The following is a 21,376-nucleotide window of genomic DNA, read 5'->3' as shown; positions in this document are numbered from 1 at the left end:
AAATTGAACTTGAGAACGATACTATTGCGTTTGATTGAATGTCAATCCGGGCGCATCCTTCTCCTCACAGACCGCCAACAGGAGGATTGCCGCATGACACAGCAAGGTTTCCAGACCGTCCAGCAGAAGCTTGAGACGCTGCTCAGCAACACTCGCCGCCATGCCGTGCGCGAGCAGACCCGCGCGGCGCTCGCCATCCTCGGCCCCGCCCTGCGCGATGATATCGGCCTCACCCGCCATCGCCAATTGATCAGTTTTCAGAATGCCAAACATCAGAAACATTCGTTTGATTGATGGAATGAAGCCGATCACAACAGAGCTCTGGCCCAACCAGCAAGGCGAAAGACGGGCCACCACCAAGAGGATAACAACCATGACCATGGTTTGCTGCGACACCCCTTTGCCTCGGCCGAGTTCCCGGACGATCCCGCGGCTCAACGCGCGCACGGACAGCGCCGGCCTGACCGCCGCCGCGCGAACGCTCGACGAGCGCGCAAGCCATGCCGCCGATCGCCTCGCGACCATCATCCGGACGCTGTCCCGCGCCCTCGCCGAGCACCGCCGCCGGCGTCTTGACGCGGCCGCCCTCGAAGCCCTGCCCTTCGACCTGCGCAAGGACCTCGGCTGGCCTTCCGGCGACACCGCGCCCTGACACTGGCCGCCGACCCCGGCGGCGCCTCGCGCCGATCCGGCACCCCGTTTGCGACGGAGCCGCCCAACCGCGTCGCAAACGGGGCAGTGCCCACCTCCCAGTCCAAGCCACCCCGGTCCGCGAAATCAAGGTTTTTCAATTACCTGCCGCCGAGCCGCATCAGGCGCCTGGCTCACGGCGTCGCAGCCTGAAAAAAGTCGGAAAATGTCGTTCTTTAGCAATTGCCGATGCGGGCGCGGCGCGCGATAGGATGACAATGTCGTAAAACGACAATCGCGCCGATCGATTCAGGCGGAGCATGCCTGCAAAACAAGGGAACGGCAGCAAGGACAACTGGGCATCATCATGAGCAAGATACAGCCGCAAACCAAGAAGCGATCCATCGTCTTCTTCCTCGTCCCGCATTTCACCCTTCTGCCCTTTGCCGGCGCCATCGAGACGCTGCGCATCGCCAACCGCATGCTGGGTTATGCCGCCTATGAGTGGCGCCTCGCCTCCGTCGATGGCCAGAAGGTCTATTCCTCCTCGGGCATCGGCATCGAGGTGAATTCCTCGCTCGCCGACGAGCGCCGCTTTCTCGGCGGCGAAAACCGCCCGAACATGGCGATCGTCTGTTCCGGCATCTATGTTGAGGAGTTCAACAACAAGTCGGTCAATGCCTGGCTGCGCGAAGCCTACAACCGGAATGTCGCCGTCGGCTCCCTCTGTACCGGCGCCCATGTGCTGGCCCAGGCCGGCTTGCTGAACGGCAAGCGCTGCGCCATCCACTGGGAAAACCTGCCCGGTTTCTCCGAAACCTTCCCGCAGGCCGAAGTCTATGCCGACCTCTACGAAGTCGACGGCAATCTCTACACCTGCGCCGGCGGGACTGCCTCGCTCGACATGATGCTGAACCTGATCGGCCAGGATTTCGGCGAAGGCCTCGTCAACCGCGTCTGCGAACAGCACCTGACCGACCGCGTCCGCTCCGCCAACGATCGCCAGCGTCTTCCCCTACGGGCCCGCCTCGGCGTGCAGAATTCCAAGGTGCTGCAGATCATCGAGCTGATGGAAGCCAATCTCGCAGAACCCCTGTCGCTTCTGGAAATCGCCGATGACGCCGGCCTCTCGCGCCGCCAGATCGAACGCCTGTTCAGACAGGAAATGGGCCGCTCCCCCGCCCGCTACTACCTCGAAATCCGCCTCGACCGCGCCCGCCACCTACTGGTCCAGTCCTCCATGCCAGTCGTCGAAGTCGCCGTCGCCTGCGGCTTCGTCTCCGCCTCCCACTTCTCCAAGTGTTACCGCGAACTCTACAACCGCTCCCCCCAGCAGGAGCGCGCGGAGCGGAAGCTCACAATGTCGAGCAATAGGACGGGGGTTGTGGTGTAAGTCCGCCACCCGAGGTCGTCGAAGCACCCAGATCGATCTCTTGAGGCTTCAATAATGGCTCAAACATGCGCCTGGCTTAGATGGAATGTATCCGAATAAAGGCTGCAAATCTCAGACACGAAGTCTCGGCGCGGTAACGCAAATAGCGCGCATTTTTAGCTGAAACGTTTCCCCAACCTGCGATTGTCATCTTCATCGAGACATATTATCCATAGCAGGCGAGAGGGAGACAGTGATGGCGACAACGGACAAGAGAGCAACTGCTAATCCAACCAAACAGTTTTTCGTCACAATGATAACGAGAGACATTACTCTCGAAGACTGCATCCTGGATCTTATCGATAATAGCATTGATGGTGCCTGGAGTTGCGAAGGCGGGAAACCGATAGGCCTCGCCGAAGGCGCCGATCTTGCCAAATACCGCGTTGACATCATCGCATCGGGCGGTCTCTTCTCGATTATAGATAACTGTGGTGGCATGACGCTAGACGATGCTGTCAACCACGCGTTTAGCTTCGGACGCCCCGCAAAAGAGGAGCACGACCAATATAGTATTGGAGTTTACGGCATTGGTATGAAGCGTGCCGTTTTCAAGATTGGACGAGACATCAAGGTGCGGAGCACATACAAAACCGCTGCGGGATTAAGCGAGTCTTTCGTTGTGCCGATTAATGTCAATAGTTGGCTTAATGATGATACCCCACCATGGGATTTCGACATCGAAGCTAGCAAGCATCTCATCTCGAACGGTGTCGAAATTTCCATTAATGATCTGACTGACGGCGCAGCTGCTGCATTCGAAAGCGCGGCTTTCCTACAGAATCTCCGGCGCACGATTAGTCGGGATTACTCGCTGCACCTCAACCGGGGGCTTACCATAACACTCAATGGCGAGAAGATCACGGGATGGACGATTGAACTCCGACAAAGCGATATCTTCGCGCCAGTACGAGTTGAATATACTGACCATACGGGTCCAGACGACGTGTTGGTCGAAATCATTGCTGGAATGGCCGCGCCACCACCCGAAGACTCTGATCCAGACGAAGAAGACGAAGGTGACAAAAGATACGGATGGTATGTGGTCTGTAACGGCCGTATCGTGCTTGCTGCAGATAAGAGCACAGTCGCGGGTTGGGGAACTGACAATTGGCCGCAGTGGCACAGGCAGTACTCCGGCTTTATAGGCATCATACTGTTCACATCGGCGAACGCTGCGGCCCTACCGATGACAACTACAAAAAGAAGCGTTGATCAATCTTCGGAAGTCTACCGACGAGCGAAGCCTAGGATGCGAGATGCGTCACGAGCATGGATAGATTACACAAACGTCCGCAAACAGGCGCTAGAGGCCGCGAAGGAAGCTGAAGCGGCTGCGAAAACCGTCTCAATTTACCAAGTTGCTCCCAGAGCATCTGTCAATCTACCCAAGTTGGTTGCCGCGCCCAGAGAGAGAGTTGCAAACGTCGCATATTCTGTACCGTTGGCTCGCCTCAAACGCCTGGCGAAAGAGCTTGGGAATTCCAACATGTCCTACCGCGACGTCGGCCTGAAGACGTTCGACTATGCGTTTGATGATTTCGTCGGAGAGGATTGAATGGCATCGTTCGACAGCATCAATTACAGCCTCCGCCCAAGCAAAAGCATACAGCGTTATGTTATATTTGAGGGCGCTAGACGTCTTCAAAACCACATGGACTGGGAGAAGATGGCATACATCGGCCTTGGATCGGTATGGTTTACAGATTTTACTATGGCCCATAAAGTTCTTGGCATCGAAGATATGGTTTCTATTGAGGCCCATGAAGTAGGATACAAGAGAGCAGTGTTCAATGCACCCTATGCAACAGTACAGGTGAAGCAGGGATACACACACGAGGTGCTTCCAGCACTGTTTCTGGACCCAACGTACTCCGCTCGTCCGTGGATGATCTGGTTAGATTATGACGGCGCCTTTGATGAGGGATGCGCTGATGATGTCCGTTCGGTGATCGAAAACGCACCGGCGAATTCAGTACTCTTAGTTACGGTGAACGGGCATGAGATGTCTTACGGTCGAGTGCCTGACCGTGTAGAGCGCCTCCGCGATATATTTGGTGCAATTGTTCCAGACGAAATGCCGAAAAGGGCATGCCGCGACGAGCGTATGCAAGAGACGCTTGCGGATCTCTTGCTAGATTTCATGCAGTCGATCGCATTGGACATCAGACGGCCAGGTGGCTTTGTGCCAGGATTCCGAATTGTCTATCAGGATTCTGCGCCGATGGTCACGGTAGGCGGAGTTTTGCCGACTAAAGGGGCATCAAAGTTAGTGCGCGATTTGGTCGATGCTCAAGACTGGTGCGGGAGACCATCTAAACCCATTACCGCTCCGCATTTAACCCTGAAGGAAGCGGCAATGCTCCAAGCAAAGCTGCCGCGAAAAGAAAAGCTAACTAGGGCTATCATACAGAGCTTAGGATTTGACCTTGAGGATCAGCAGATCGAAGCCTTTCAGACTTACTACCGCCAGTACCCTTCTTTTGCTCAAATCCTGTCATAGGCATACGAGCCGCACCCGGAGACCAAATACCTAACATGATACGCCCGAAGCTCGTCGACCTTTTCTGCGGCACCGGAGGCTTTTCGCTTGGAGCACACCGGGCGGGGTTTGAAGTCACAACAGCTATAGACATCGACCAGACCCTGACATCGTCCTTCAGCAGAAATTTCGGCCAGACCACATTACTAAACAGGGACGTCTCGACACTGACGGGACAGCAACTGATACAGTACGCCGGGCACGAAATTGACGGAATATTCGGCGGGCCGCCATGCCAAGGCTTCAGCGCAATGGGGCACAGAAATAGTGAAGATCCACGCCGAGAACTGCTAGGGCATTTCTTCCGACTGGTTGCGGAAGTAAGGCCGTCGTTCTTCGTAATGGAAAATGTGGTAGGCCTTAGTTACCCAGACGCCAAACCGGTGCTTGAAGAAGCGCTCAGCCTGGTGACCAGCAACTACGAAATCGTCGGCCCCGTCGTGCTTGATGCTGCGGAGTATGGAGCCGCAACTAAAAGGCGCCGTCTCTTTGTAATAGGCTATGATCGAGCCCGTTGCGACGACTTAACCACGGCGGACTTCCTCGGAGCTCGCAGACCTGCTGCGACTGTCGCAGATGCAATTGAAGACCTGAGACACGCGAGAGAGATTGGTCATACTGATGGCTTCGACATATGGCAGTTGCCGCCTGAGGTCGTGCCAAATCGGTATCGTGACGCACTTCTTACAGCAGATCGAAGATTTACCGGGCATCGACCGACACTGCACACTGACGAAGTAACGGCGCGGTTCAAAAATGTTCCGATGGGTGGAATAGATAAAGTCGGTCGACACCCGCGGCTTGCCTGGGATGGGCAATGCCCAACATTACGGGCGGGGACCGGAAGTGATCGAGGGTCGTTTCAATCGGTGCGTCCAATACACCCTGACCTTCCACGTGTTATAACTGTGAGGGAAGCTGCTCGGCTGCAAGGCTTTCCAGATAGCTTCGTATTCCACCCGACCGTTTGGCACAGCTTCCGCATGATTGGAAATAGTGTATCGCCGATCATTTCTGAGGCCATATTTTCAACGCTTCGATCAAAGCTCTATAGAGGGCATGGATCGTCCATAGCGGCAGAATAAGCCGCAACGGCTAGTCACGCCCATAAGTTGCCTTTCGTCCCTCATCCCACCAAACTCCAGAAGAACCGCGCCGACACAAACAGCAGAAACACCGCAAAGCCCGTCTCGAGCTGCCGCTTGTTCAGCCGATGCGCCAGCTGCGCGCCATAGGGCGTGACCAGCATGGCGATCGGGAAGATCACCGCAAAGGCGATGCAATTGACATAACCGGTGCAAAAGCGCGGGCCGCCATCGTGGCCACCCGCGCGCTCTTCTCAATCGGCCAATTCCGGAATCCGCAACACCTGCCCCGGATAGATCTTGTCGGGATGGCTGAGCATCGGCCGGTTGGCCTCAAAAATCACCGGGTTCTTCGCGCCCTTGCCCTTGCCATATTGCGCCTCGGCGATCTTCCAGAGATTGTCGCCCTTCTTGACCGTGTAGAAGACCGGCTCCTTGGCGGCGACCGGGGCTGCGTCCGGCGTCTCGGCGATCGTCAGTTCGGCAGCCTCGACCGAGGAAATGCCGAGCGTATTGCCGACGGCGACGACGGCCTTCTCGAAGATCGACTGGTCCTTGACCGTGCCCTTCAGCACCACCTTGTCCTCGACGACCTCGACCTGGACGGCATCGGTGCCGAGCCCGTGCGAGGCGAGTTCCTTCTGCACGGCCTCCGCATCCGGCGCGTCGTCATCGCCGCCGATCCCGAGCTTCTTGCCCGCACTCTTGATGAAATTGAACAAACCCATGCCGGTCTCCCTCATTGTGTCACCGTTGATCGGTGCCGATAGGAGAGACCAGCTTTACGACAAACTCAAGAAGGGATTGCTGTTTTAACAGGAACGCATCGACAAGGCCGGTGCGTCCATGCCGTCAGCCGTACAGGCTCCAGAAAAACCGCGCCGACACAAATAACAAAAACACCGCAAAACCCAGTTCAAGCTGCCGCTTGTTGAGCCGGTGCGCCAGCTGCGCGCCATAGGGCGTGACCAGCATGGCGATCGGGAAGATCACCGCAAAGGCGATCCAGTTGACGAAACCTGTCGAAAACGGCGGCAGCCCCGCCTCGCCCCAGCCGGCATAGATGAAGCCGAAAAAGGCCGGGATCGAGATCAGCACGCCAACGCCCGACGAGGTCGCCACCGCCTGGTGGATCGGCCTTCCGTAAAGCGTCATGAAGGTGTTGTTGAACACCCCGCCGCCGACCCCCATCAGCCCGGAGAAGAGCCCGATCGCCGAACCGGTGAGGAACCGAAATGGCTGGCCCGGCAGTTCCGTGCCGAGATGCATCCGGTTGGAGAGGAAGAGCATGCGGGCGGCGAGCACGAGGCCCATGACAGCGAAGAACAGGCGAAGACCTTCGCTCGAGACGTAAGCCGCGACCACGGTGGCGAGCAGCGCACCCAGCGGCACCGCGATCGTCCAGCCCTTGAGGAGGTCCATATCAGCAGCCCCGCGCTTCCGATGCGCCTGGAACGAGCGGATCGAGGTCGGCACGATCAGCGCCGTCGAGGTTCCCACAGCCAGATGCATGATCACCTCTTGCGGGATCCCGGCATAGCCGAAGACCTGGTAGAAGACCGGCACCAGCACCGCCCCCCCGCCAATCCCGAACACACCGGCCAGAAGCCCCGCCACGGCGCCGGCCGCCACCAGCAGGGCGACGAAAAACAGGATATCGGCAATCGGCGGCATGGCTCACTCCGGAGATAAAACCGCCCGGCCGGGCGGCGAGGAAAGCGGCAGGATCAAGCGCGGGGCCCCGCGCGACAGTGACTGTGGTGGAAGGCCAACCACCCCTGTCCAAGCCTCTAGGCGCTCACCGCCCCGCCCGCAAGCCTGCCAAAGCCCCGGGCGGTACGGCTCGCGCCCCTCCTGCCCCCACAATCGCCCATCGCCCCGGCACCCGGCAGCAAAGACGACCGTACCGCCGGATTAAGCCCTCCCCCTTGTGGGGAGGGTTGGGAGGGGCCTTTTCCCAAAATCCACGCATGATGGCCAAGCACCCACACCCATCCCCCCCCAGCACCCCCGCACCCGCCGGTGAGGTCCGGACCAGAACGTCAGCAAGCGCTTACCAGGAAACGATTAGGCATTTAGCAAAATAGGATAGGGGCTGAGGAGCCGCTCAGCGGCAGTTCCGCTTGTCGAGATAGAGCGAACAATCCTTGCCCGCAGGCGCCCGCGCTTTCGAAGCCGCCACTGTCCGCCGGCTCGAAACCGGGACCGGATCATCAATGCCGGAATTGCCACTATCCACCGAAAGCGGCAGGATCCCGCCCTCCTCCGACATCGCGGCCACCTGCGTTTCCTGCATTACGGGCTGCTGCGCCCCGCTCGGCCCCGTCACGATCTGCGTCGGCTCGTCGAAGCCGATCCCGTCGACCACCGGCTGGCTGGTATAGCCCTCGGCGATCGCCATGGCCCCGCCTCGCGTCACCACATGCGGCTGCACGCCGACCGGGCTCGTCGCATCCGCGTAAGCGACATCGGAAATCCCGGGCTCGGCCCCGATCCCGAGCGCGCCATCAATATTGACGCCACCTTCCGGGATCACCATCGCGCTCATCGTCTGGTCCTGGGCGTCAACAAGCGCCTCAGTGCCCGCCGCCATCATCGGCGCGGCCTGTGGGGCATCGCTGTCAGCCAGGTTGGGTGTATCGAGATAGTCGAGCCCCTGGGCGCCACCGTTTTGGGCAGCCCGCGGCGCATAGGCCGCCGCCTCCGCTCGTGGGTCGCCGACGCGACCGACAAGCACCCGCCCGTCTTTGCTGCGATCGACCTTGCCGATCAGCTGGTCGCCGGCGCGCGGCCCTCCAACGTCAGCGAAAGGAATCCGGTCGCTGCCGGAACAACCGGCGACGAGAAGGAGCGAAAGGACGGCAACCGTCAGCCGGCTGCCAAGGGACGAAAACGCAACACTCATTTCACCCTCGATATCCCCTTATGGGACAACGAAAGACAGCATAGGCGATCCCGGCTTAATGCGCCATGAACGAAAACCTTGAGGAATCCAGGGCAAAAATTAGGGGCCGGCAGATCGCTCCGCCGGCCCCGGTCTGTCGATTGTCCGTGCGTCAAGCCTGACGCTTACGCCGCTCGGCGATGACCGGCCGCCGCCTGCGCAGCGTTCACCTTGAGGCGCGAGAGCAGCTGGCGCAGGTTGTAGCTCTCTTCCGCCAGCGACTGGCCGGCAGCCGAGGTTTCCTCGACCATCGCCGCATTCTGCTGCGTCATCTGGTCCATGTGGTTGACCGAGGTATTGATCTCGGCCAGGCCCGTGGCCTGTTCCTTCGCCGCGGTCGCGATCGTGTTGACGCTTTCGTTGACGCGGTTGACCAAGGCCTCGATCTCGATCAGTGCCTCGCCGGTCGAGCGCACCAGGCCAACGCCGGTATCGACTTCGGCAGCCGATGCGCTGATCAGCGTCTTGATCTCCTTCGCCGCATTCGCCGAACGCTGCGCCAGTTCCCGCACTTCCTGCGCCACGACCGCAAAGCCGCGACCCGCTTCACCGGCACGCGCCGCCTCGACGCCGGCGTTCAGTGCCAGCAGGTTGGTCTGGAAGGCGATTTCGTCGATGACGGAGATGATCTGGCTGATCTTCTGCGAAGAGCCCTCGATCCGGCCCATGGCATCGACCGCGCTGCGCACGATCTCGCCGGAGCGGTTGGCGCTCGACTTGGTCTCGGCCACCATCTGACGTGCCTCATTGGCGCGTTCAGCCGCCGTGCGAACGGTTGCGGTGATCTCGTCGAGGGCCGCCGCCGTCTCTTCGAGGGCTGCCGCCTGCTGCTCGGTGCGCTTCGACAGGTTGTTGGTCGCCTCGCTGATATTGCCGGCCGAGGACGTTACGATGTCACTCGTCTGGTTGATCGCGGCAATGACGCCGCCCAGTGATTCCACTGCGCGGTTGAAGTCGTCGCGCAGCTTTTCGTATTCCGAACCGATGACGCCGATCTGCACGGTGAGATCACCTTCTGCCAGACGCTCCAGCGCCGAACCCAGCGCATTGATCGCATGGTTCTGCCGCTCGGAAGAGGTGCGCAGATTGAGCTCGTTGCGCTCGCGTTCGCCGTTCAGATTAGCCTGCTGCTGCGCTTCGCGATCGCGCAGCTCGATGCGTTCGCGCACGCTGCCACGCAGAACCTCAAGCGTCTTGGCCATGCCGCCGATCTCATCCCGACGCTCGATGTCACCGATGGAAACGTCGACGCGCTCCTCAGCGATGTCGTTCATTGCGCCCTTCAGGCGGTTGATCGGATGCACGATGCTGCGCACAACGAGATAGGCAAAGAACACCATGCCGATGCCCGCAAGACCAATCACGACACCATAGCGGAGCGCCGTGCCGCGGAAGAGCACTGCGAGGTCATCAGAATAGACGCCCGTGCCGACCACCCAGCCCCATGGCTCGTAGCCGATCACATGAGACAGCTTCTCGACCGGCTCTTCGAAGCCAGGCTTCGGCCAGTAATAGTCGACGAAGCCCTCCTTGCTAGCCTTGACCGTATTGACGAACTCGACGAACAGGAACTTGCCGTTCGGGTCCTTGTTCTGGCTCAGATCCTTGCCGTTCAGTTCCGGCTTGATCGGATGCATGACCATGGCCGGCTGCATATCGATGACGAAGTAGTAGCCGTCAGGATTGTAGCGCATCGCGCCGGTGACTTCCTTGGCCCGCGCCTGCGCCTCCTCGCGCGTCAGCGTGCCGTCGAGCTCCTGCTTGTGATACGTGTCGAAAATCGAGATCGCCTGATCATTGATTTGGGCCAGACCCAGACGACGCTCGTGTACCAGCGCGTCATACGATTGAACGAGGCTGTATGTCAGTGTGCCCACGAGTACCGCCAGAGCCAGTGCGACCAGTGCGTATAGCCGCACAGACAGAGACACCGATTTCATGCTTTCCACCCCCAACTTTGATTCGAATGCCAAATTTTGATATTTATCAGTTCTAAACTCCGTAAATGCGGTCTTACAAAATGTTACGGGTACTTTTTTGTATGTGAATATTAGTAGTGGCGCACCGGCTGCTCCGCGTACTTCTCTGTGCAGCACACACAGGAGTCTCGACAGAATGATGATCGGCACAACGCAAACACCCACCGGCGAACTGACCCTGAGGACACTTGCCATGCCGGCAGACGCCAATGCGGCAGGCGATATCTTCGGTGGCTGGGTCATGGCCCAGATGGACCTTGCCTGCGGCATCCGGGCGGCCGAGCGTGCCCGAGGCCGCGTCGTCACGGCTGCCGTCCAGGAGATGGCCTTTGCCATGCCGGTCAAAATCGGCGACACGCTGTGCGTCTATACGGAAATCAGCCGCGTCGGCCGCACATCCATGACGCTCAAGGTCGAGACCTGGGCCCAGCGCTATCTGACCCATGTCATGGAAAAAGTCACCGAAGCGACCTTCGTCATGGTCGCGCTCGATGCTGATGGCAAGCCGACGCCGGTGCCCCAGGCCTGACCGGCCTCAGCCGGCCATGCTGAGGAAGAAAGCTTCGCAGGCGTCATCCGACGGGAAGAACATTTCGATCTTGATATCCGCGAGCGCGATGTCATCCGCCGTGCCGAACTGCGTGATCGTTGAGAACATCGGATAGACCATTCCACCGAAGCGAAAGCGCACCGCCAGAACCGGTGGCAGGTCGCCGCTTACGCCGTGATCGCCCTCTCCCACCTCGCAAGCCAGCGCCTCGGCTGCCCGCTCCAGCATCGCATCGCCGCCGAGATGAGCGCTTTCCAGTCTGAAACGGGCCGCCAGATGCCCGGCAACCTCATGCCAGTTCTCCACCAGTTCGGCGCCCCGTCCGGGCTGCAGCAGGAAGTCGACGAAGCTGTCCCCGGCAGCAAGGCCGAAGCCCGACAACATGGCATGACCGCTCGCATTGGCATCCATCACGGTCCAGCAGCGATCGAAGACAAAGGCCGGATAGGGCATATGCCCGGCAATCATGTGGCTGATCGCCCTGCGGATAGGTGCCATGGTTGCGCTGTCCAGCGGCCGGCGGGCATAGGCCGCGCGGTAGCCTGCCGCATCCAGCATCAGGTTGCGCTCGGCCCGCGGCACCTCCAGCGCCTCGCCGAGCCGCAGAACCATGTGCCGGCTCGGCTTCGCCCGTCCCGTCTCAAGAAAGGCGATGTGCCGCGCGGAGACATCGGCAACCAGCGCCAGCTGCAATTGGCTCATCCGTCGCTTGCCGCGCCAGTTGCGCAACTGGCCACCAAAATCACCCGTCATGACATCCTCCATGCTGCAGCGTTCCGAGCGGCAATTGCAAAAACTTCTGGCAGATGCAGCGCGCCTCGTCACTTACCTGCGGAGTAATTGCGACACGTCCGGCCGGCCGCCATGGTCACGTCATCGCAACCGGAAAGGAAAATTGCCAATGTCCCGTGATTTTGCCGCCACCTGGCTGAAGCTGACCAGTCTCTTCATCGTATTGCTGGGCCTGCTCGTCGCCCTCGGCGCCCACCCGGCCGTTTCGCTGCCGGCAACCCTCCTCGCCGACGCGGTGTTCTGGCCGCTTGACGGCGCACAGCCCATAGATACCCAGGCCGCCCGCGTACTCGCTGCCATAGGCGGCGGGGTCATGGTCGGCTGGGGGGTCATGATGTGGCTGATCATCGACCGCCTGCTGCCGGCCGATCCAAAGCTTGCCCGTTTATTGATGATCGAGGGGACATTTGCCTGGTATCTCGTCGACAGCACTGGCTCCTTCGTATCCGGCGCGAGCGTCAACGTCCTGCTCAACACTCTCCTCTTGGCTGCCATCGTCCTTCCGGCCTGGCGTATCGGCACGGATCGCGTCGCTACCGCAAGCTAGAGACACGGCGGCCCCAAACCGGCCAGAAGACGGCGCGACCAGAACTTGGTCGCGCCGCCTTTCATCCGCGAAAGACGAAGGCAGCCCCGGCAGCGATCAGGGCAAAGCCGATCACATGGTTGATGGTCAGGCTTTCCTTGAGGAAGAACACCGAGAAGCCGGAAAAGACGATCAACGTGATGACTTCCTGAATGGTCTTCAACTGCGCGGCCGAATAGACCTCCGCACCAATCCGGTTGGCAGGAACCGCCAGGCAATATTCGAAGAAGGCGATGCCCCAGCTCGCGACGATCGCGATCCAGAGGGCGGACGTCTTGTATTTGAGATGCCCGTACCAGGCGAATGTCATGAAGACGTTCGAGAGGGAAAGAAGCAGGATCGGCCAGAGAGCGGCGGGAGAGAGGCTCGGCATGGAGAACTCGTGAGATGGAGGGGGAGATGCAGGCGACCCATGAGTCGCCTGCACATCTCTACATATTAAATGGTCTCGACTATGGGCTGTGCATTCTTGGCCGCCAATGAATTCCCTTGCGTGTAGCGTTTTGCAACCTGCGCGACGAAATCAGGGCCTGGAAGGCCAGAGTGAAAGCGGGCAAAAGCGACGCGAACTCACATTTTTGCACCACCAAAAAGTTGCCGATGATTTCTAGTTAAATTGCGGCGAGCCGCGATAACACCCCGTTAAGTCGCTCTTGTTATTGATGTTTTATTGCGATTGGTATGGGTTTTGTTTTATGTGGTTGAACGAGAGCCGAAGCGGCGGAACAGTGCCGGCAGTGCTGCAAGCCCAGGTGGCGGACATCGCCGACGGCTATCGCTCCACACTCGTCTTGAACCTGATCACACTCACCGTCTGCCTGTTCATCCTGCACCTTCAGAACGAGGCAGGCTGGACAAACGTCTCCTGGTATGTCGTGTCGATCATCGTGGTCGCCATCAGGGCCTATACCATGAATGCGCTCAATCGGCGCGGCAAGCTGTTGTCGGCGCCGCAGAGCAGCCTGACCATTCTCTCGCTCGGCGCGCTCGCCTCGGGCATCGTCTGGGCCGCACTGCCCTGGACAATTGACGACTTCGAACCGCTCGGGCGCCATGCCCCACTCTTCTTGATGATGGGCGGCATGGCCGCCGGATCGGTCGTTAAGCAGATCGGCTACACGCCGCTCGCCTTGAACTACTCCATCCCGATTCTACTCTCCCTCATGGTCAATCTGATCGGCAACTGGCGCTTCAATGACGTGCTGGTCGGCGTCTGCCTCAGCCTGATGATCTTCGTTTTCATCCGCCGCAGCCTCTGGGCGGAGCGTATGTTCGTCAACAGCCAGGTCGCCCGCCATGAGGCGACCGCACTCGCTGATAGTCTGACCCGTGCCAACAGCGACATCCTTCGTCAGAACTCGCGTCTCGAAGCCTTGGCCAACCGTGACACGCTGACCGGCCTCGCCAACCGCATGTTCTTTCACGGACGCCTCGCCGGCGACATCGCCAGGGCCGCCGTTGTCAACGAACAGGTCGCCCTGCTGATCTTCGACGTCGAGCGTTTCCAGTCGATCAACGACACGCTTGGCCATAGCGCCGGCGATGCGCTGCTGCGTGAGATCGCCACCCGCCTTGCATCGCTCGTCGAGGACGGCAGCCTGATCGCCCGTCTTGGCGGCGATGAATTCGCCGTGGTCGTCAGCGGTCCGGATGCCTTGAATCGCGCCCGCACCCATGCGGCCGCCGTGCTCGAAGCCAGCCGCCGGCCGATTCACTGGCACCAGCGCCAGTCCGTCATCGGCCTGAGCGTCGGCCTCGCGGCCTATCCAGATCACGCAGACAATGCCGAAGAACTGCTCGCCTGCGCAGACATGGCACTCTACGACGCCAAGCGCGCCGATCGCCGCCAGCTGCGGGAGTTCGACCCCGACCTGCGCCGCAATGCCGAGCGCAAGCGCATCATCGAGCAGGATCTCGACCGCGCCATACAGAGCGGCGCCATTGGCGCCTGGTTCCAGCCCCAGGTCGACCTGACGACACGCCGCATCACCGGCTTCGAGGCGCTGGTGCGCTGGCAGCATCCGCAGCTCGGCTTCGTGTCACCACCGGAAATCGTCAACGCCGCACGCACGGTGCATCTCTCGGAACAGCTCACGGCAAGTATCGCCCGCGATGCTTGCCTGCTCGCCCGCCGCCTGCCTGATGTCGGCCTCGGCGAGGTGACGGTGGCACTCAACGTTTCGCCGCGGGAATTTGCGCTCTATTCCGTGCCTTGCATGCTGCAGCGTGTCACCAGCGCCCATGGCGTGGCGCCATCGGCACTCGAGATAGAGATCACCGAGGAGGCCATTCTCGATCCTGCACTGGCCGACGAGCAGTTGAAGCAGCTCGAACAGGATGGTTACAAGCTCGCCGTCGACGACTTCGGCATGGGCCATTCATCCCTCGCCTATCTGATCGGCCTGAAGGTCGACCGCCTCAAGATCGACCGCAGCTTCGTCAAGGACGTCGCCCGCAGCGAGACCAACCAGAAACTGATCTCGGCCATGATCAGCCTCGGCCAGTCCCTCTCCCTCGACATCGTCGTCGAAGGCGTCGAGACGCCCGAAGACGCCGCCATCCTCGCCCGCCTCGGCTGCAGCATCGCCCAGGGCTATCTCTTCGCCCGCCCCATGCCTGCAAACGCCCTCGACACTTGGATCGCCGAGAACCAGCCGACCGCACTCAAGCGCAAGACCCGGTCAAAACATCTGTCGGTGGCGTGATTGAACGATGGTTGCGTCCGCCGACTACGGCTGCATAGTGGCGAAGCGAAATGACTCGGGACGGCCATGGCAAAGGCGATTTTCTACCACAAGGACGGGAGCGGCTATAAGGATGTCCGAGGACAGCTTTATCACTTCCCGAAAATGTACCTCTCCCGAGTGCAGCAGTCTCTGGGTGACTGGATCGTCTATTACGGCCCCCTGACGGGCATGCCGAGCCGCTACTACTCTGGCCTTGCCAGGGTCACGGCGATCGACGACGACAACGAGATTGCGGATCACTATTACGCCAGGTTGGCTGACTATATCGATTTTGACCGTCCACTGGATTACCGCGAAAACGGCGGGTTAGAGCGGCAGTTGGTAAGCCCCGATGGAAGCGTCAATCCCGGGCGCAGCGTCCAGGCAGTCCGCGTGATCAGTGACGGTGAATTTGCTGCCCTGGTGAACAGCGGCCTGTCCGAACCCGATGAGTGGCCGCAAAGGATCGACCAGGCGGGAGACAGTCATCTGCCAGCCGACCCCCTAACCTACTTCGAAGTCGATGAGCCGGCGCAAGCCGGGTATGTCGCAGACGGCTATGAACGGCCGATCCTGCAGCACACGATCAATCGTCCGTTCCGGGATGCGAAATTCCGCCAGCATATCCGTCGGGTCTATGATCGCACCTGCGCCTTCACGGGCCTTCGCCTGATCAACGGCGGAGGCCGGCCCGAAGTGGAAGCAGCCCATATCGTGCCCGTCGAACGTGGCGGCAACGATTCCGTGCAAAACGGTATCGCCCTCTCAGGCACCGTCCACTGGATGTTCGATCGCGGCCTCCTGTCACTCGCAGACGACTTCACCATCCTGCAGTCCCGCCAGTTGAACGAGGACATCTCCCACCTGCTCGTCAAGGACGGCAAGGCACGCGTCCCGGCCGCCCCGCATCTGCGTCCCCACCCGCATTATCTCGGCTGGCATCGCGACAACGTCTTCAAGCACTGACGCCCTTTCCCTCCTGCCACCACGCTGGCAACAACCTCCTCTTCCTGTTGCGTTTTTGTTCTGATTATCCTGGCCCCGCCCCTTCCCTTTGCCGGCGCGCTTCTCCATATTCCGGCCATGGCAAAGTCTCCCAAATCCTCCGCCCCCTCTGATAGTTTCGAGGAAGCCCCGCAGACTGCATTCGAAGGCGCGCCCCTGTCCGGGTCGGTTTCGGATTGGGTGAAGCAATTGGAGGCGGAAGCCGAGGCATCCACGGTCGAGAGCCAGCGGGAACTCGCTTCGAAAGCCGGCAAGCACCGCAAGAAGATCGAGATCGAGGCCCGCCGCCATGCGGAAAAGGTCGCGCTGGAAAAGGCGACGACCAAACCAACCGCCAAGAACACCACCTCGCAGAAGACCTCCCGCGGCGTCTCGATCGGCGCCTCCTCCGATCCGAAGACCCGCGCCGCCGCCGGCCTCAATCCGATCGCCGGCATGGACGTCTCGCTTGAGGAAGCCGAATTGCTCGCCCCCGGCGCCGTCACCGCCACCGTCGAAGCTCTCTCCGCCCTGATCGAAAGCGGCAACCCGCTGTTCAAGAACGGCGAACTCTGGATGCCGCACCGACCGGCCCGCCCGGCGAAATCCGAAGGCGGCGTGCCGATCCGCATGGCCTCCGATTTCGAGCCCGCCGGCGACCAGCCGACCGCGATCAAGGACCTCGTCGAGGGCCTTGAGAACAACGACCGCACCCAGGTCCTGCTCGGCGTCACCGGATCGGGCAAGACCTTCACCATGGCCAAGGTGATCGAGGCGACCCAGCGCCCCGCCGTCATCCTCGCGCCGAACAAGACGCTCGCCGCCCAGCTCTATTCCGAGTTCAAGAACTTCTTCCCCGACAATGCGGTCGAATATTTCGTCTCCTATTACGACTACTACCAGCCGGAAGCCTATGTGCCGCGCTCGGATACCTTCATCGAGAAGGAGAGTTCGATCAACGAACAGATCGACCGCATGCGCCACGCCGCCACCCGCGCCATCCTCGAGCGCGACGACTGCATCATCGTCGCCTCCGTCTCCTGCATCTATGGTATCGGCTCGGTCGAAACCTACACCGCCATGACCTTCCAGATGTCGGTCGGCGACCGCATCGACCAGCGCCAGCTGCTCGCCGACCTCGTCGCCCAGCAATACAAGCGCCAGGACATCAACTTCGTCCGTGGCTCCTTCCGGGTGCGCGGCGACACGATCGAACTCTTCCCCGCCCACCTGGAGGATGCCGCCTGGCGCATCACCCTGTTCGGCGACGAGATCGAGAGCATCACCGAATTCGACCCGCTCACCGGCCACAAGACCGGCGACATGAAGACGGTGAAGATCTATGCCAACAGCCACTATGTCACGCCGCGCCCCGCCCTCAACGGCGCGATCAAATCGATCAAGGACGAGCTGAAGATCCGCCTCGCCGAGCTCGAAAAGGGCGGCCGCCTGCTCGAAGCCCAGCGGCTGGAACAGCGCACCCGCTACGATATCGAAATGCTCGAGGCGACCGGCTCCTGCGCCGGCATCGAGAACTATTCGCGCTACCTCACCGGCCGCAAGCCCGGCGAGCCGCCGCCGACGCTGTTCGAATACATCCCCGACAACGCGCTGCTTTTCATCGACGAAAGCCATGTCTCCGTCTCCCAGATCGGCGGCATGTACCGAGGAGATTTTCGCAGAAAAGCGACACTGGCCGAATACGGCTTCCGCCTGCCCTCCTGCATGGACAACCGCCCCTTACGCTTCGAGGAATGGGACGCCATGCGCCCCCAGACCGTCGCCGTCTCCGCCACGCCCGGCAATTGGGAAATGGAAGCCGCCGGCGGCGTCTTTGCCGAACAGGTCATCCGACCCACAGGCCTCATCGACCCGCCGGTCGAGATCCGCCCGGCCAAATCCCAGGTCGACGACGTGCTCGGCGAGATCCGCGAAACGGCGCTGAAAGGTTACCGCACCCTCGTCACCGTGCTCACCAAGCGCATGGCCGAAGACCTCACCGAATACCTGCATGAACAGGGCGTGCGCGTCCGCTACATGCACTCCGACATCGACACGCTGGAGCGCATCGAGATCATCCGCGATCTTCGCCTCGGCGCCTTCGACGTGCTCGTCGGCATCAACCTGCTGCGCGAGGGCCTCGACATCCCCGAATGCGGCTTCGTCGCCATCCTCGATGCCGACAAAGAGGGTTTCCTCCGCTCGGAAACCTCGCTGGTCCAGACCATCGGCCGCGCAGCCAGAAACGTCGACGGCAAGGTCATCCTCTATGCCGACCAGATCACCGGCTCGATGCAGCGCGCCATGGACGAGACGTCCCGCCGCCGCGAAAAGCAGATGGCCTACAACATCGAACACGGCATCACGCCTGAGTTGGTCAAGGCCCGCATTTCCGACATCCTGGATTCCGTCTACGAGCGCGACCACGTCCGCGCCGACATATCCGGCACCTCCGGCAAGGGTTTTGCCGATGGCGGCCACCTCGTCGGCAACAACCTCCAGGCCCATCTCAACGCGCTCGAAAAAGACATGCGCAACGCCGCCGCCGACCTCGACTTCGAAAAGGCCGCCCGCCTGCGCGACGAAATCAAACGCCTCAAGGCCGTCGAACTCGCCGCCATGGACGACCCGATCGCCAAGCAAGAGGCGTCGAGTGCCGAAGGCACGAGAGGGAAAAACTTGGCGCCGCCCCCTCCGTCGTCATCCTCGGGCTTGACCCAAGGACCCACAACCGGCGACGCCGATCAACCCCGCATCTCCCCCTCCGGCCGCAACAAATCCGGCGCCCCGGAAGGCAAGGGCAGCTATTTCTCCAAACCCCATATCGACGACATGGGCCCCGGCACCGATGGCGCCGTCCCCATGCCGAAATCCGGCCCGGAAAGCTCCTATTTCCGCAAGAACACCCTCGACGAAATGACCGTCGGCCGCACGGAAAAGCCTGTCACCGGCAAGCTACCCGAGAAGCCCCGCGCTCCCGCCTCTCCCCTTGTGGGAGAGGATAGTTCGCCCCAAGAGGCGAAGCCGATTGGCGAGGCGAACTTGGTGAGGGGGTCCGACGACCCCCGCCCCATCATCCGCGCCCGCTCCGGCGCCGGCTCCTACGAGGATCCGGTGGATCAGAAGCGCAAGGGCCGAACGAAGGGCAAGACGGGGCGGCCGGGGCGCTAGGTCATCTCCCCCCTTGCGGGGGAGAATGGAATTTCAGCATCTTAGCGCAGCTAAGTGATAGAAATTCCAAGAGAGGGGCACAAGCGGACACCATGCAAGACCTGGCAAACCTGCTCTCTGATATCCTCAGTTACATGACCGCCGGCTCGCGCAGCCGTTCCCGCGGCGTGCGTTGGCTGGTGCGGGGTGTGACGGTAACATTGGTGCTAGGGTTGGTGTGGGTGTTGTGGACAACACTAACCTGATTTGTGTTCACCTACGCGTCAGCCAAATTCATCCTTCGTAATTTCCTTGCCGAAATAGATGGTCATGGTCAAAATAGTAGGCCTCACTGATCGGAAACACAGCCCATCGATCCATTGTTAACTCAATTCGCCACTCCATAGCTGTAGGTTCGCCGACAGCTCGGAGGTACACTTGGATGGTTACCGGTTGACGCGGTTAAGTCGGAAAAACATCTAGATCTTCTTCGTTGTACTTGATTTTAAAGACTAAAGCTGGAGCAGCTGCGCTACGGTCGAGCCAGCCTTCCAAATAGGGCTTCCAATCTAATGTCCCATCGGGTCTTACGGAATAATCGCTACCCCCTTTAGTCGAAGCAATTTCTTGCTCCATCGCAATTATTGGTGCCACAAAGTCTCCAGCCGTAGCGGTTATTCTAGTGATGGAAATCGTTCTTCGATTCCAATTGACGATTTTGAATCGAGCTGGCGCGCGATCTCCTCTCTTGCCGAGCGGTTGGATTGTCGGCGCACCATCGCCTAGCTGAAAATCAATCTGGAATTGCTGTAGTTGAATCTGCTTTCGGAGACCCGACACTGTCCACCAAGCCGCGATCAAAGCGCCGAAAGCGCCGGCCCATCCGCTTAGCGCACCGACCCAGTCAACCAAACACGTGTCGGACTGCCCGCAAACAGCCTGACCTGCTTCAGGCACCGAAAGAAGAATCCAGAGGAAAGTGTTGATCAGCACCAGAGGCCCGAGCCAAGCCAAGCCATGACATTGTCCGGCGGCCGAATTCCCATCGGTATAGTCCCCCGCTGAAGTTGTATTCCCCATCATTGCTATATCGGAGGCTATAATCGACGACCAGTGTCAATCCAGTTCGTTTAGACGGTGGTAGATGGCCCCCCCTCCGCCCATGCCCATCTGAACAAAAAATTGAAGGCTTGAGGTCCGCGCAAGCCGCCTAAACTTCAGATTTTCCTGGAGAGGGGCACGGTTCCGTTGGCACTCACCTCACCGAGCCCCCCTCTTGCGAAATCTGAGGTTTGACCCTGATCGGGCCAATTCCTCGATTTCGCTTTCTCCCCCGCAAGGGGGGAGATGGGCGTCGCGCTTGCGTTTCGCTCCCGCTTCTCCCCAGCGGGGAGAAGATGGTCCGCAGGACCAGATGAGGGGGGCGCGGAGCGCAAGGCACGATGGTTGAGGGTTCCGGGCTATTCTGTGCCCGTCGGCATTCGGCTGCGCCGCCCCCTCATCCGCCCCTTCGGGGCACCTTCTCCCCGCTGGGGAGAAGAGAAAAGCCGCCAAAAACCCCTCAATTCCCGCAGTCGGAGGGGGACGACTTTCGAAAATCCCCCAACAAAATCAACAAAACAAAGTTTTTTCATCCCCGCCCATTTTCCCTGTTTTACCCTAATCCCCGTCCCGCCCTCGGATACACCTGACGATGCGATGTCAGGCGAGGCGGGGCCGGCGCCGGGGTGGAGGGTTGTCGCAGATCCAAATCCCCGGCCCGCTGCAACGGTCTCCCTCCGGACGTGGGGCTGGATACGAAGGTGACGGGGTCGGATGCCTCTCACCGGATACCCCGATCGGAAGGACGTGCCTCAGAGGCACACAGACAAGGCGCCCACGCTGTCGCGAATATCCAGACGGCGGGGCGAACAAAACGGCGGGGATGATGGACGGTCGCCAATGATCCAAAAACATCCCCCGGGCGAGGGTCCCGG

General features: G+C 60.4%; 19 protein-coding genes. 10 read left to right on the top strand and 9 right to left on the bottom strand.

Features of this window, described 5'->3' with window-relative positions:
* Nucleotides 1–21 precede the first annotated feature (21 nt).
* On the bottom strand, nt 22–381 hold the full coding sequence (locus tag SJY08_RS07150; RefSeq protein ID WP_377275155.1) for a hypothetical protein: 360 nt from the start codon (nt 379–381) through the stop codon (nt 22–24).
* Here SJY08_RS07150 and SJY08_RS07145 point away from each other — a divergent pair.
* The 5 genes from SJY08_RS07145 (at nt 374) to SJY08_RS07125 (ending at nt 5,689) form a co-directional block, all read left to right on the top strand.
* Nucleotides 374–652, top strand: coding sequence for a hypothetical protein (locus SJY08_RS07145; protein ID WP_054151368.1), 279 nt, complete (start codon nt 374–376; stop codon nt 650–652). The two genes, SJY08_RS07150 and SJY08_RS07145, sit on opposite strands and share 8 nt — an antisense overlap.
* Before the next feature lie 345 nt (nt 653–997).
* On the top strand, nt 998–2,023 hold the full coding sequence (locus SJY08_RS07140) for a GlxA family transcriptional regulator (RefSeq protein WP_006727769.1): 1,026 nt from the start codon (nt 998–1,000) through the stop codon (nt 2,021–2,023).
* A 235-nt stretch (nt 2,024–2,258) separates the two neighbouring features.
* On the top strand, nt 2,259–3,620 hold the full coding sequence (locus tag SJY08_RS07135; RefSeq protein WP_377275154.1) for an ATP-binding protein: 1,362 nt from the start codon (nt 2,259–2,261) through the stop codon (nt 3,618–3,620).
* The gene (locus tag SJY08_RS07130; protein WP_377275153.1) at nt 3,621–4,565 is read left to right on the top strand and encodes an O-methyltransferase; all 945 of its coding nucleotides are present in this window, start codon (nt 3,621–3,623) and stop codon (nt 4,563–4,565) included.
* Between the two features lie 35 nt (nt 4,566–4,600).
* Complete coding sequence (locus tag SJY08_RS07125) at nt 4,601–5,689, top strand: DNA cytosine methyltransferase (RefSeq protein ID WP_377275152.1); 1,089 nt, start codon at nt 4,601–4,603, stop codon at nt 5,687–5,689.
* A 41-nt stretch (nt 5,690–5,730) separates the two neighbouring features.
* Here the strand turns inward: SJY08_RS07125 and SJY08_RS07120 are convergent, their stop codons facing one another.
* From SJY08_RS07120 to SJY08_RS07100, 5 genes are all read right to left on the bottom strand, one after another.
* The gene (locus SJY08_RS07120) at nt 5,731–5,871 is read right to left on the bottom strand and encodes a hypothetical protein (protein WP_377275151.1); all 141 of its coding nucleotides are present in this window, start codon (nt 5,869–5,871) and stop codon (nt 5,731–5,733) included.
* A 72-nt stretch (nt 5,872–5,943) separates the two neighbouring features.
* A complete protein-coding gene (gene lysM / locus SJY08_RS07115; RefSeq protein WP_377275150.1) occupies nt 5,944–6,417 on the bottom strand; it encodes a peptidoglycan-binding protein LysM in 474 nt (157 codons plus the stop codon).
* 124 nt (nt 6,418–6,541) lie between these two features.
* Nucleotides 6,542–7,363 (bottom strand): sulfite exporter TauE/SafE family protein, encoded by an 822-nt coding sequence (locus tag SJY08_RS07110; RefSeq protein ID WP_377275149.1) that lies wholly within the window; start codon nt 7,361–7,363, stop codon nt 6,542–6,544.
* A 433-nt stretch (nt 7,364–7,796) separates the two neighbouring features.
* Nucleotides 7,797–8,594 carry a hypothetical protein gene (locus SJY08_RS07105; RefSeq protein ID WP_377275148.1) on the bottom strand — a complete coding sequence of 266 codons (798 nt, stop codon included), beginning with the start codon at nt 8,592–8,594 and terminating at the stop codon, nt 7,797–7,799.
* Nucleotides 8,595–8,758: 164 nt separating this feature from the next.
* Nucleotides 8,759–10,573, bottom strand: coding sequence for a methyl-accepting chemotaxis protein (locus SJY08_RS07100; protein WP_377275147.1), 1,815 nt, complete (start codon nt 10,571–10,573; stop codon nt 8,759–8,761).
* 178 nt (nt 10,574–10,751) lie between these two features.
* On the opposite strand from SJY08_RS07100, the gene SJY08_RS07095 reads away from it, so the two are divergent.
* The gene (locus SJY08_RS07095) at nt 10,752–11,141 is read left to right on the top strand and encodes an acyl-CoA thioesterase (RefSeq protein WP_082347838.1); all 390 of its coding nucleotides are present in this window, start codon (nt 10,752–10,754) and stop codon (nt 11,139–11,141) included.
* A gap of 6 nt (nt 11,142–11,147) precedes the next feature.
* Here SJY08_RS07095 and SJY08_RS07090 read toward each other — a convergent pair whose 3' ends face one another.
* Entirely contained in the window at nt 11,148–11,915 is a 768-nt protein-coding gene (locus tag SJY08_RS07090; protein WP_377275146.1) for a helix-turn-helix domain-containing protein, read from the bottom strand.
* 148 nt (nt 11,916–12,063) lie between these two features.
* Here SJY08_RS07090 and SJY08_RS07085 point away from each other — a divergent pair, with 148 nt between their 5' ends.
* On the top strand, nt 12,064–12,501 hold the full coding sequence (locus tag SJY08_RS07085) for a hypothetical protein (RefSeq protein WP_054151377.1): 438 nt from the start codon (nt 12,064–12,066) through the stop codon (nt 12,499–12,501).
* Nucleotides 12,502–12,562: 61 nt separating this feature from the next.
* Here the strand turns inward: SJY08_RS07085 and SJY08_RS07080 are convergent, their stop codons facing one another.
* Complete coding sequence (locus SJY08_RS07080) at nt 12,563–12,913, bottom strand: DMT family protein (protein WP_054151378.1); 351 nt, start codon at nt 12,911–12,913, stop codon at nt 12,563–12,565.
* Between the two features lie 322 nt (nt 12,914–13,235).
* Here SJY08_RS07080 and SJY08_RS07075 point away from each other — a divergent pair, with 322 nt between their 5' ends.
* The 3 genes from SJY08_RS07075 to uvrB all read left to right on the top strand — a co-directional run bounded on the left by SJY08_RS07075 (nt 13,236) and on the right by uvrB (nt 19,421).
* Entirely contained in the window at nt 13,236–15,245 is a 2,010-nt protein-coding gene (locus SJY08_RS07075; protein ID WP_377275145.1) for a putative bifunctional diguanylate cyclase/phosphodiesterase, read from the top strand.
* A gap of 66 nt (nt 15,246–15,311) precedes the next feature.
* A complete protein-coding gene (locus SJY08_RS07070; RefSeq protein WP_377275144.1) occupies nt 15,312–16,232 on the top strand; it encodes an HNH endonuclease in 921 nt (306 codons plus the stop codon).
* A gap of 117 nt (nt 16,233–16,349) precedes the next feature.
* Nucleotides 16,350–19,421: an excinuclease ABC subunit UvrB gene (gene uvrB / locus SJY08_RS07065; RefSeq protein WP_377275143.1), complete on the top strand. Its 3,072-nt coding sequence runs from the start codon at nt 16,350–16,352 to the stop codon at nt 19,419–19,421.
* A 441-nt stretch (nt 19,422–19,862) separates the two neighbouring features.
* Here uvrB and SJY08_RS07060 read toward each other — a convergent pair whose 3' ends face one another.
* The gene (locus SJY08_RS07060; RefSeq protein WP_377275142.1) at nt 19,863–20,483 is read right to left on the bottom strand and encodes a hypothetical protein; all 621 of its coding nucleotides are present in this window, start codon (nt 20,481–20,483) and stop codon (nt 19,863–19,865) included.
* Between the last annotated feature and the right edge of the window lie 893 nt (nt 20,484–21,376).

The sequence above is a fragment of the Rhizobium sp. R86522 genome, assembly GCF_042466255.1.
In the GTDB taxonomy this organism is placed as follows: domain Bacteria; phylum Pseudomonadota; class Alphaproteobacteria; order Rhizobiales; family Rhizobiaceae; genus Allorhizobium.
The sequence above is the reverse complement of the archived record's forward strand: the minus strand, read 5'-3'. Positions and strand labels throughout refer to the sequence as shown.

What these genes read in the sequence shown, in the direction of transcription:
- SJY08_RS07145 (WP_054151368.1), top strand. Translation starts at nt 374, where the DNA reads ATGACCATGGTTTGCTGCGACACCCCTTTGCCTCGGCCGAGTTCCCGG.
- SJY08_RS07150 (WP_377275155.1), bottom strand. Translation starts at nt 381, where the DNA reads ATGGTCATGGTTGTTATCCTCTTGGTGGTGGCCCGTCTTTCGCCTTGC.
- SJY08_RS07140 (WP_006727769.1), top strand. Translation starts at nt 998, where the DNA reads ATGAGCAAGATACAGCCGCAAACCAAGAAGCGATCCATCGTCTTCTTC.
- SJY08_RS07135 (WP_377275154.1), top strand. Translation starts at nt 2,259, where the DNA reads ATGGCGACAACGGACAAGAGAGCAACTGCTAATCCAACCAAACAGTTT.
- SJY08_RS07130 (WP_377275153.1), top strand. Translation starts at nt 3,621, where the DNA reads ATGGCATCGTTCGACAGCATCAATTACAGCCTCCGCCCAAGCAAAAGC.
- SJY08_RS07125 (WP_377275152.1), top strand. Translation starts at nt 4,601, where the DNA reads ATGATACGCCCGAAGCTCGTCGACCTTTTCTGCGGCACCGGAGGCTTT.
- lysM (WP_377275150.1), bottom strand. Translation starts at nt 6,417, where the DNA reads ATGGGTTTGTTCAATTTCATCAAGAGTGCGGGCAAGAAGCTCGGGATC.
- SJY08_RS07110 (WP_377275149.1), bottom strand. Translation starts at nt 7,363, where the DNA reads ATGCCGCCGATTGCCGATATCCTGTTTTTCGTCGCCCTGCTGGTGGCG.
- SJY08_RS07105 (WP_377275148.1), bottom strand. Translation starts at nt 8,594, where the DNA reads ATGAGTGTTGCGTTTTCGTCCCTTGGCAGCCGGCTGACGGTTGCCGTC.
- SJY08_RS07100 (WP_377275147.1), bottom strand. Translation starts at nt 10,573, where the DNA reads ATGAAATCGGTGTCTCTGTCTGTGCGGCTATACGCACTGGTCGCACTG.
- SJY08_RS07095 (WP_082347838.1), top strand. Translation starts at nt 10,752, where the DNA reads ATGATCGGCACAACGCAAACACCCACCGGCGAACTGACCCTGAGGACA.
- SJY08_RS07090 (WP_377275146.1), bottom strand. Translation starts at nt 11,915, where the DNA reads ATGACGGGTGATTTTGGTGGCCAGTTGCGCAACTGGCGCGGCAAGCGA.
- SJY08_RS07085 (WP_054151377.1), top strand. Translation starts at nt 12,064, where the DNA reads ATGTCCCGTGATTTTGCCGCCACCTGGCTGAAGCTGACCAGTCTCTTC.
- SJY08_RS07080 (WP_054151378.1), bottom strand. Translation starts at nt 12,913, where the DNA reads ATGCCGAGCCTCTCTCCCGCCGCTCTCTGGCCGATCCTGCTTCTTTCC.
- SJY08_RS07075 (WP_377275145.1), top strand. Translation starts at nt 13,236, where the DNA reads ATGTGGTTGAACGAGAGCCGAAGCGGCGGAACAGTGCCGGCAGTGCTG.
- SJY08_RS07070 (WP_377275144.1), top strand. Translation starts at nt 15,312, where the DNA reads ATGGCAAAGGCGATTTTCTACCACAAGGACGGGAGCGGCTATAAGGAT.
- uvrB (WP_377275143.1), top strand. Translation starts at nt 16,350, where the DNA reads ATGGCAAAGTCTCCCAAATCCTCCGCCCCCTCTGATAGTTTCGAGGAA.
- SJY08_RS07060 (WP_377275142.1), bottom strand. Translation starts at nt 20,483, where the DNA reads ATGATGGGGAATACAACTTCAGCGGGGGACTATACCGATGGGAATTCG.